General features: G+C 34.5%; 11 protein-coding genes. All 11 read right to left on the reverse strand.

Translation table 11 applies throughout. From position 1 onward, the window contains the following. Position 1: 1 nt before the first annotated feature. The 11 genes from DFR80_RS07855 to rpsF all read right to left on the reverse strand — a co-directional run bounded on the left by DFR80_RS07855 (position 2) and on the right by rpsF (position 10665). Positions 2-2200 (reverse strand): HD domain-containing phosphohydrolase, encoded by a 2199-nt coding sequence (locus DFR80_RS07855; protein ID WP_147270179.1) that lies wholly within the window; start codon positions 2198-2200, stop codon positions 2-4. Then, on the reverse strand, positions 2197-3228 hold the full coding sequence (locus tag DFR80_RS07860) for a LacI family DNA-binding transcriptional regulator (RefSeq protein WP_114489667.1): 1032 nt from the start codon (positions 3226-3228) through the stop codon (positions 2197-2199). The genes DFR80_RS07855 and DFR80_RS07860 overlap by 4 nt, the downstream gene beginning before the upstream one ends. Before the next feature lie 49 nt (positions 3229-3277). Then, positions 3278-4204 carry an AEC family transporter gene (locus tag DFR80_RS07865; protein WP_076544036.1) on the reverse strand — a complete coding sequence of 309 codons (927 nt, stop codon included), beginning with the start codon at positions 4202-4204 and terminating at the stop codon, positions 3278-3280. A gap of 39 nt (positions 4205-4243) precedes the next feature. Then, positions 4244-5053, reverse strand: coding sequence for an ATP-binding cassette domain-containing protein (locus DFR80_RS07870; protein WP_114489668.1), 810 nt, complete (start codon positions 5051-5053; stop codon positions 4244-4246). A gap of 158 nt (positions 5054-5211) precedes the next feature. Then, complete coding sequence (locus DFR80_RS07875; RefSeq protein WP_114489669.1) at positions 5212-6831, reverse strand: mannitol dehydrogenase family protein; 1620 nt, start codon at positions 6829-6831, stop codon at positions 5212-5214. 18 nt (positions 6832-6849) lie between these two features. Beyond that, complete coding sequence (gene uxuA, locus DFR80_RS07880) at positions 6850-7890, reverse strand: mannonate dehydratase (protein WP_076546276.1); 1041 nt, start codon at positions 7888-7890, stop codon at positions 6850-6852. 283 nt (positions 7891-8173) lie between these two features. Then, positions 8174-8617, reverse strand: coding sequence for a 50S ribosomal protein L9 (rplI, locus tag DFR80_RS07885; protein ID WP_076546275.1), 444 nt, complete (start codon positions 8615-8617; stop codon positions 8174-8176). Positions 8618-8640: 23 nt separating this feature from the next. Continuing rightward, complete coding sequence (locus tag DFR80_RS07890) at positions 8641-9525, reverse strand: DUF2232 domain-containing protein (RefSeq protein WP_076546274.1); 885 nt, start codon at positions 9523-9525, stop codon at positions 8641-8643. A 91-nt stretch (positions 9526-9616) separates the two neighbouring features. Next, positions 9617-9832: a 30S ribosomal protein S18 gene (rpsR, locus tag DFR80_RS07895; RefSeq protein ID WP_073157999.1), complete on the reverse strand. Its 216-nt coding sequence runs from the start codon at positions 9830-9832 to the stop codon at positions 9617-9619. Positions 9833-9849: 17 nt separating this feature from the next. After that, positions 9850-10341, reverse strand: a complete 492-nt coding sequence (locus tag DFR80_RS07900; RefSeq protein ID WP_076546273.1) for a single-stranded DNA-binding protein — start codon at positions 10339-10341, stop codon at positions 9850-9852. A gap of 24 nt (positions 10342-10365) precedes the next feature. After that, positions 10366-10665, reverse strand: coding sequence for a 30S ribosomal protein S6 (rpsF, locus tag DFR80_RS07905; protein ID WP_076546272.1), 300 nt, complete (start codon positions 10663-10665; stop codon positions 10366-10368). Between the last annotated feature and the right edge of the window lie 320 nt (positions 10666-10985).

Here is a 10985-nt window from a genome sequence, read left to right on the forward strand (position 1 = left end):
TTTAGTTAATAAGTTCTAATTTCTTGGCCTCTTTGCTTTTAAGTTCATGAACTATAGAATATAAATATTCTTTTTCTTCAAATTTAATTGGCTGACTGTAAACTTCAACCTTTTTAATCTCACCCGAAGCTAATCGATGCTTAAATAAAAATCTATTCTTATCATTTGCTCTGGCATTTCTCATCTCCGCCTTTACTTCAGCAGGACTCAAAACATTGATCTCTGATATTTTTTTTGATTTAAGCTCAGCTTTATTCCAGTCATAAAAGTTCTCAGCTGCTGGATTGGCATCAATTATTTGCCCGGTTTCAGGATCAATAATCAAAATGATAATATCTTCATTTTCAAATAAAGCTCTGTATTTCTGCTGTGAGTTAAAATATTTTCTTTCTAAATCTTTAAATTCACTAATATCCTGATAAATTATATAGTATCCTGTTTTGCCTTGAGCTAAAGAAATAGGAAATCCCTGAACAGATACTTCAACTTTTTCTCCACTGCTATTTTCTCTAAATGTTCGGGCATTAACTCTTTCTCCATTTTTAACAAGTTCAATAAATCTATCAGTCTCCTTGCTTTTCTCTCCCGGTACAACAACATCCTTAATATGCTTATCTAAAACCTCATATCGTTTATAATCGAACATATCCAAAAAATACTTATTACTTTTTATTATTCTAAATTTGCTGTCCAGTACTACAATTCCTTCCGCACTTTCTTCAAAAAGATATTCAAAATAATCTTCATTAAGAGTAACAGAATCCGGACCACTGCTGGAATCTAGAGCGGTCTTTTTAATAGAAAAATCACTTGTTGAAACAAGCTCTAAAAATCGATCAGCAACCTCAGGCGAAAACTGGCTCCCCTTATTGTTTTCAATCTCAGCTATCGCTTCTTCTTTACTCAAGGGTTTTCTATAAGAACGCTCGGATCTCATTGCATCCCAGGAATCAGCAACAGCAATAATTTGAGAAACCAGCGGGATTTCTTTGTCCTCTATTCCCTCCGGATAACCATTGCCATCCCAACGTTCATGATGATATAAAATATATTTTGAAATGTGTTTTAAAACTGCAGAATTCGCGAGAGCCTGACTTCCCCAGAGGGGATGTTTTTTTATCAACTGATATTCCTCTTCAGTTAACTTTCCTTTTTTATTGAGAACATTTACTGGAACCAGAAGTTTTCCTATATCATGAACCATCCCGGCCCAGTAAGTATCAACCACCATTTTACGAGAAAGCCCCATTTTTTCCGCAACATTGGCCGCAAGATTGGCGACATTTTCAGAATGTCCCTTGGTGTAACTATCATAAATTTCTAAAATCCTAATTATTGATGAAATTAATTCTTTTGTAAATTTACCCTGTAGTTTATCAAAACGCTTAAAAGCAAAAAAGGAAGAAGCTAACATAGCAAAAGACTGCAGCACTTTTTTAGTTGTATCTCTAAATTCAGCACTGCTGGCTGCGGCAATATCAAGTGAAATTCTACCGACAACTTTTTCATTAACTTCAATATTAATAAAAAGTGAATCTTTAATTTCTTTTAAGGCCTTTTTAAATTCTTTCTGGTATTTGCGCGGAATCTTATCTAAATTTATTGAATACTGCTCAGAAGTAAAAATACCTCTTTCGTCATAATGAAATAAGCTTTTCTGATCAACCTTTAGATTTTTTAAAATTTCAATATCATGGCCGACAGCATCTATAAATCTGCAAACTCCATCTTCAATCAAATATACTTTACCATAATCAGCTTCCGGCACGATTTTAACCGCCTGTTTTAATAAACGTGATAGAAACTGATCCTGATCCAGATTATTCTGTTTATCTAGATCCGAAACCAGATTAATCATCGAAATAAATTTTTCATTCATTTCATTTAACTCATCCAGTGATTGGTCCAGCTCCTCATTCATCGCTAAAAGCTCTTCATTATAAGCTGTTAGTTCTTCATTTAAAGCATTTAGCTCTTCTTTCTGCTCCTTTAAATTATCAACATAGCGTTTAATCAATAAGTAAAGTAAAACAGCAGTCGCCAGGACATAAAAGGTGCCTTTAAAGGACTGCAGAATCCGAAAAACTTCTGAGTTACCGGCCAGCTTATAAAGTAAAGTGTCGGAGAAATAAATCCAGGCAAAGCCAAGTAAAATATATATAAAAATTATTTTCTTTTCTTCCTTCAGAAAATTCATCATAGTTTCTCCTCCGATATTTTGGCCGTACTCTCTCTCCTTATTAATTTTACGGCAAGAGTTATATCCTTTTCTGTTATCTTTTCATTTTCATTCATATTTAGTCTCTTCAGTAACGTTCTGGCGGAAATTTTTCCGATTTCATCAATTGGCCTGCTGATAGTTGTTAGAGCCGGGCTTGAATATTCAGCAAAATTAACATTATCAAAACCAACAACTCCCGCCTGCTCGGGAACTTTTATCCCCCTCTTTTTTAGTTCTTTTAAAACCCCAAAAGCAGCTGCATCATTGGCAGCAAAAATCCCGGGGCGCTTATCTTTAATATTATTTGAATCCAAAAACTGAGCAATATCTTGAGCTGCTTCGGATTCGACAAAAGATGAAGAAATAACTTTATAATTAGAATGATCAATACCATTATCCTGCATACAATCTTTAAAGCCGCGAGCACGATCAGCCGCAGTAGCTGTAAAATCGGCTCCCTGGAGGTGAATAAAATAATTATACCTGCATTCCAGTAAGTGTTCTGCAGCCTGATAACCACCTTTATAATCATCAATTCTTATTTTATCTATCTTATCTGATTTAATTTCGCGGTCTAATACTACCAGGGGAATATCCTTTTCTAATAACTGCTCTAAATAAGAAGAGGTTAAAGAAGTTGAAGCCAGAATAAAACCATCGACCTGCCGCTGCATTAAATGTCTCACATATTCTTTTTCTCTTTTTCCATCCCACTCAGTGTTGCCAATCACTGCATAATATCCGGCAGCCCGAAGTTCTTTCTCTATACTTTTGACCAGATAAGAATAATAAAGATTAGCGATATCAGCAATTAAAACACCAATCGATTTGCTTTTTTTAGTTACCAATCCCTGAGCCAAACCATTTGGAATATAATCAAGTTCATCAACAGCCTTTAAAACTGCTTCTTCCTTTTCACGTGAAACATTAGCATTTTGATTAATCACTCTCGATACAGTAGATATTGATACATTTGCCTTTTCTGCTACATCATTTATAGAAACCACTATCTTTCACCTCGTATTAATTATATTCTTTTTTGAAAATGCTTTCAAATTAAACAGTTAACCAGATAAATAAAGGCAGAGTAAATGCCATAAAAACTATGGTTGCAAAAATTGCAGCTGAGGCAAAATCACTTTTATGTCCGTACTTTTCCATAATTACAGAAGAACTGGCAAAAACAGGCATTGCCGCCAGGATTGTCATTACACTTCTTAATAAGGGTTGAATCGGAAATATCCCTAACCCCAGATAAACTAAAGCTGGAAAAAGCAAAAGCCTGAGTGATGAAAGCAGATAAACCTTTTTATTTGCCATAACTTCAGCAAAAGTGTTTTTAGCAAGCTGCAGTCCAATAAAAATCATAGCCAGAGGAACGGTAATTGCTCCAATACTATCAGTTATATTTATTACAGATTGTGGCATTTTAAAACCACTAAAAACTACCAGCAGACCAAGCAAAAGCCCTACAATTGGAGGTGAAAATATATTTGCTAAAAAATGACTTTCTGCATTCTGACCACTATCTTTTAAAAGCCAGATACCTACAGTCCAGAGAATCAACTGCATTCCAAAATCGTATAAAATCGCCAGAATTAGTCCCTGAGCCCCAAAGAGTGCCAGACAAATTGGTGCTCCTACAAAAATATTATTGCTGAAGACAGAGACAAAGGCAAATTCTTCCTGTTCTCTGCGAGAATAACCCCGGCTGCGGGTAATAACAAAAATTATTAAAATTGAAATTACAGTAATTATTAAAGCTGAAATAGGTACAATTAAATACTGTCTCAGCATACTAAAATCAAAATCTTTAACTATATTCGTAAAAATCAAAGCAGGAAAGGCTATATCTATTGTGAGTTCGGCTATTCCATTTTCTGCAGCCTGTTTAATTTTCCCTGCACGATTCAAATAAAAACCAAGTGCAATTAAAACTCCCATTAATAATAATTGTTCTAAAACCGGATAAAAATCAGTCATTAATCAAACTCCTCTTTTTGAAAATAAAATTCTATAAGTCTATCGACCCATTAACATCAGGGCCAGCTGATTATATTCTAAGTTTGCAACCTTTTGGGTTCCATTATTCCTGCCATCTTTTAATACAGTCACTGTATCCGATGTATTAAATACTTCTTCTATTTCTTTAGTAAAATAAATAATTGTAAAATCTTTTTGCTTTAACTCCTGCATAAAACTAAAAAATATCTCTTTGTCTCTGGCATTCAATTCCACCACTGCCTGATCAATAATGATAAGCTCTGCTCCCAGGGATAAAGCTTTCAAGAGTTCTACCAGCTGTTTTTTAAGTGGGCTTAATTCTAACATTTTCTGTTTCGGATAAATTTCTACATCCAGCAGGCCCAGTAATTTCAGAGTCTCCTCAAACATTTTTTGATTATCAATTGACTTAAAAAACAAAAATTTCTTTAGTGGTTCTCTGCCAAAAAATATGTTTTCAGCAACTGTCATTTCCGGAAAAACTGTCGACCTATTTTCTTTTTCACCTTTTTTATTAAATTTAAAAATTCCGAGGGGATCTTTTTCCGGATTGAGAGCAGAATAACGATTAATAAAATAAATAGTTTCTTTTTTAAGTTTCTGCAGTTTCTCTTGTCCAATTTCTCTACCCTTAAATATCAAACGTCCCTGAGCAGTTTTGCTTTCTCCCCTTATAAATTCCAGTAATTTGTTTTTACTCTCTTCATTCTGAAATAAAACTGAATGAATACTTTTATTTTCAACTTCCATTTTAAAATCCTTTAAATAGTCATATTCGTCTTTACGATAATTTAAGTTTTTAATCTCCAAGATATTATTTTCAACCAATCTCAATCACCTTCTGTAATTTTTAGTTTTTCAGTTTAAAACTAATATAACATACTAACCCTGATAATTGAAGCAAATTAAGAAATTAATATTTAAAAAGGAGCCTGATTATAATTAATCAGACTCCTCAATTATCGTATTAGATTTAGCTATTCTGACTAGAGAAGGTACTTATTTAGAGTTTTTCTAACTGCTCCTTCTCCTGCTATCATTTCTTTAAAGTAGCCTTCTATCTTTTCTCCCAGGCCTACCTGGTATAAATCAAGTCCCATCAGCTTTTCGTTACTTAAGATATTTTCTAACTTATCTCCAAGCGTATCCGGATTACCTATTTCTATTCCCTCTAACTGAGGTGTAAGCTCAGCCAGCATTGGGTCCGAACTTAAGGGCATCTCATTACCCTGATCATCTACTGCCAGAAGATATCTCAGCCAGCCTGCTATAGCCAAAGGTACTACTACTAAGTCTGCTGGATCAAGGTCTTCAGCCTCACGGTAAGATTTAATTGTTTCCCCAAAGCGAATCGCCACCTTCTGTGAGGTGTCTTTGGCTATTCTCTGTGGTGTATCTGGAATATAGGGATTAACCAGTCTTTCTTTTACCACCTCATCAATAAATTCTTTAGGATCAAGTACTCCTGGATCTACAACAACCGGCAGCCCTTCCTGATAGCCAATCTGTTCTACTAAAGCTCTTATTTCCTGATCTTCCATCTCTTCTGCTATTGAGCTATGTCCTAAAAGACAGCCATAAACTGCCATTGCTGTATGGAGTGGATTTAAGCAGGTTGTTACTTTCATAGTTTCTACCTGATTTACAGTTTCTCGATCTGTATAAATTGCTCCTGCTTTATCTAAGGGTATTTTCCCATTGGGAAAACTGTCTTCGATAACTAAATACTCAGGTGCTTCAGCATTAACGAAAGCTGCAATTTCTGTGTTTTTATCTGTTTTTACTATCTCTGTATTTTCAAAGCCCAGTTCTTTTAGTTTCTTTTGAACTTCCGGAGCCGGTCCTGGAGTGATTTTATCAATCATTGACCAGGGGAAACCGACTTTAGACTCATCATTTAAATAATCCAGAAATCCTTTTTCTACCAGCTCATTTTCAGACCATTTTTCGGCTACAGTTAAAACTGCATCTTTTAATTTCTGGCCATTATGAGAACAGTTATCCATGCTGGCAAAGGAGAAAGGATAGGCTCCTGCTTTGTAGCGTTCATAAGCTAAAGCTGTTACTTTAGCCATCAGATGATTTAAGTCAGCTTCAGGTCCAGCTTTAAAATCTTCTAAAACAAAGGGGAAGAATTCACCTTCCATATTATCTAAACTATATCCTTTTTCTGTTACTGTAAAACTGGCCATCTTTAGACTCGGATTTTTAAAGATTTCTTTTAATTCTTCCCAATCTTTTTCGAACTGAGAGTCAGCTTTTAATCCTTCAGCAATACTGGACAGCAGTGTTTTATCCAGATTACCATCAGCTGACATCTTAACTACCAGACTTAAGTTATCAGCTGGTTTATATATTTTGTCTATAATCTCATAGTCAAAACCTTCGGCAGCAATAATTCCTGTTTCCACTTCTCCTTCATTTAAGAGTTCCTGCTGCAGGCGAGCTATAAAAGCTCTAAAAATATTACCTGCACCAAAGTGTACCCATTCAGGATTTGCTTTTGTTTTATCAACTAAGTTCTGATAGTCAAATTCTGGCGGATTTATTCCGGCTTCAGTCCACTGTGCTTTATCTTTTAATTCTTCTTTTTTTAGTTTTAACATATCGCTCTCCTTCCCTTTTTATTTACTACATTTATTAATTGCTTCCCAGAGACCATTAAGATAAGTTGCTCCTAGAGCACGATCATATAGACCATAACCTGGTTTACCAGTCTCACCCCAGATCATCCTTCCATGATCAGGGCGAAGAGGTCCTTCAAAACCTACATCATGATAGGCCTTCATAATCTCATACATATCAAGTGATCCCTTCTCACTTAAGTGAGCAGCTTCTTCAAAACTATCTTCACCTGTGATTTTTATATTTCTCACATGAGCAAAATGAATCCTATCCCCAAATTCTCTAATAATTGCAGGCACATCATTTTCTGGATTAACTCCCAGGGAACCAGAACAGAGTGCAAGACCATTTGCTGGTGAGTCAACTAAATTTAAAAATTTATGCAGATTTTCTTTGCCTACAATAACTCTTGGCAGACCAAAAATAGACCATGGTGGATCATCAGGATGGATTGCCATTTTGATATTCTCTTCTTCGGCTACAGGAATAATTTCTTTTAAGAAATATTCTAAATTATCCCAGAGCTTATCCTCATCAATTTCCTGATAAGCAGTCATTAAATCATTCAATTCATCTTTGTCATAACTGGTATCCCAGCCGGGTAAATCAAGCTCTCCTCCAACAGGATCCATTTTATCTACTTCTTCTTTTTTGTAGATTAAAGCTTCTGAACCATCCTCAAGCTCATAATCAAGTTCTGAGCGGGTCCAGTCAAAAACAGGCATAAAGTTATATGTTACAACTTCAATTCCTGCCTTAGATAGGTTTCTTAAAGTCTCTTTGTAATTTTCAATGTAGCGGTCCCGGGGTTCAACCCCCATTTTAATTGCCTCTGGAACCGGCACACTTTCGATCGCCGAAATTTCGAGACCAGCTGCCTCAACCTTATCTTTCAACTCTTTGATTTTCTCATAAGGCCAGGCTTCTCCTGCCGGGATATCATAAATAGCTGTAACAATTCCTACCATTCCAGGTATCTGTCTAATTTTTTCTAAAGTTACAGGATCATCGTCACCATACCAGCGAAAAGATAGTTTCATTAAGATCACTCCTTTTATTTGATTATTTAATAATTTGAAAGCGTTTTCAAGAACTGTAAAAAAATCTTTTTCTCTTATTTCTTTTATTCTTGATTAAACTAAAAAATCCTGCTTAATATTTAATTTAAATAAAAAAAGACATAAATCACAAAAATTTGAATATTCCTTGTTCTAAATTAAACTCCGTTCTAAATTAAACTCCAGACTTTTTAGCTGATCTGATACTTCCAGAGTAGACAGCCTAACTAAAATAGACTATCTACCTGGAGGTATTTTTATACTTTTATTTTTCTTTTACATTAATCTTTAAATTAGCTGTAATATCATCATACAATTTCACTGCCACAGTATGCATTCCCAGAGATTTAATAGAATCATCAAGTTCCAGCTTACGCTTATCAATATCATAACCCTTATCGGCAGCTGCTTCAGCAATATCTTTTGTATTGACAGAACCAAATAATCTACCATTTTCGCCAGCCTTAACCTTGATTACAAATTTTTCTGATTCTAACTTAGACTTTAATTTTTTAGCATCATCTCTTTTTTCTGATTCCAGTCGATTTTTCTTTGCTTCTTTTTCTTTTAGTTCTTTAATTTTCTGCTGAGTTGCTTCCACAGCCAGACCGCGAGGCATTAAATAATTGCGGGCATAACCATCAGCAGCTTCTACAACATCACCTTTAGAACCTAACTTTTTAACATCTTCTGTTAATACTACTTTCATAATCTTTTACCTCCTTAGTCATTTTAACCGGGTTGATTATTCTGCTTTCTAAAATTAAACCACATATCGATCATTCCAAGTAATACTAAAATAATCGGAACCGGTGGAAAAATAAAGATTAAAAATATAAAAAATGATTTTAACAAAAAAGAACTGCTCTTTGTAGATAAATAATACATTAAAACCGAAAAACCCTGCAAAAAAGCCAGGAAAAACATAAAAATATTTATATTTAAAAATATCGGATTGGAAGTCATTAAAAGAGAGATAACTATCAAAACTGAAACAATCCAGCGGGGAAAATACCATTTACTAACTGCTTTATATAATTCTATATTTAAACCCCTTCTTCTTAAATACCAGGCTGAAACATAGTAATTTAAAATACCGGTTACTGTTGCTGAAACAGCAAGCAGCGCAGGGAAAATCATTCTGATCAAACTTATTTGAGCAGTAATCAGCTGTTCTACTGACTGCTGATCAAATTCGCTGCTTAAGCTATCTATAATCTGCTGCAGTAATGTCTGATAATTTAAATTAAGCATTCCTGATGATACATAAAATATTAAAGCCTGGGATATCACTACTGTAATTACTGCTGTGATTAGAGTTTTTAAAGGTGAGAGACCTTCTTTTATTACATTTCCAATTACAAAACCGACCAGTCCAAAACCAATTACAGTCATCAGGCCCATAAAAGTTCCAAATAAAACCCCATTAAATAAAGCAGCAATTATAATTACAGTAATTACCCCATTACTTTCTTTTTTCTGAACAAGATACACTATTGGCACCGGCCAGAGTATCATAACTGCCATTGATAAAAATGGGATAAAATAATTAATTGCAGTTAATAAAATTATGTAGGCCAGGGTTCTAATACTATCTTTATAGTTTCTAATATCCATCTAATTTATCACCTCATCTGCCGGCAGAAATTAACATCTATTATTAAAGAAAGGAGGCGCCATCATAGATTTTGCCTCCTTCATAAAATACTTATTCTTTTACATATGGCAGCAGAGCAACTGATCTAGCTCTTTTAACTGCCTGTGTAATTAATTTTTGATGTTTGGAACAATTTCCTGTTACACGACGTGGCATAATTTTACCGCGGTCTGTAAGATATCTATTTAAAGTTCTTAAGTCTTTATAATCAATTTTTTTATCTTCATTTGCACAAAAATGGCAAGATTTATTTCTACCTCTAGGCATTAAGATTTACCTCCTTTTTAAAATGGTACATCAAAATCATCAGCATCAAAATTATCATCAAATTGAGCATCAAAATCATCCTGACTCTGCTGCTGATTATTATTATTCTGCTGAGCCTGATTATTGTTCTGCTGCTTGTTACTCTGATTATTCTGATACTGTCCCTGATTATTATTTCGGCTACCGTTATTGTTACCGAAATCTAGAAAACGCACATTATCAGCATTCACTTCAGGATTTATATAAGTTCTATTGTTATTTTCACTTTTACGTATTTGTAAGGATCCATCTACTCCAACCAGTCTACCTTTACCGAGATGACGGGCACAATTTTCCGCCAGACCCCGCCAGGTCACAATATTAATAAAATCAACATCGCGATCACCATTACGGTTGGTATAATTTCTCTCAACAGCCAGGGTAAAGTTGCAAACTGGAGTTCCATTACTGGTATAGCGAAGTTCTGGATCTCGTGTCAGGCGGCCGATTAAAACAATTCTGTTTAACAAGATTATTCACCACCTAAATTTATATTATGCATCATTTCTAACTACTAAATAACGAAGTACACCATCCATAATCTTAAAGATTCTCTCTAACTCATTAACTACAGTAGTTTTGGCATTGAATTCTAAGATTGTATAATCACCAGAACGGTAATCCTTAATTTCATATGCTAACTGTTTTTTACCCCAGGCATCAACCTCGGTTACTTCTCCCTCGTGATCTGAGATTGCATCTTTGACACGCTGAAGAATATTTTGCTTTTCTTCATCTTCAAGATCAGGTTTTAATACAAAAGTTGTTTCGTAATCTCTTTTTCTAGTTTCCATTTACATTCACCTCCTCCACACGGACTAATGGCCCTGCTGCTAGCAGAGCGTGGGTTTTTAACCAATCTAAATTATAACACCTCTTAACTTAAAATGCAAATAAAATGTACAGGTACCGTGTACCACCCGAATTATGTCTCTTTATGTCGAAAAAATTCTCCAAGATAATCGCTGTTTCACCAACTTTTTAATTCACTATTAAGTTAAAATAAATATTTAATTTCTCACTAGCATTGCATAAAAATATTTAAGCATTGTCAAATTTAAGTTATTGAGAAACTATACTATCTACAGAATATTCAGTCACACCCTTATCCTTT

This window comes from Halanaerobium sp. ST460_2HS_T2 (assembly GCF_003337665.1).
Taxonomy (GTDB): domain Bacteria; phylum Bacillota; class Halanaerobiia; order Halanaerobiales; family Halanaerobiaceae; genus Halanaerobium; species Halanaerobium kushneri.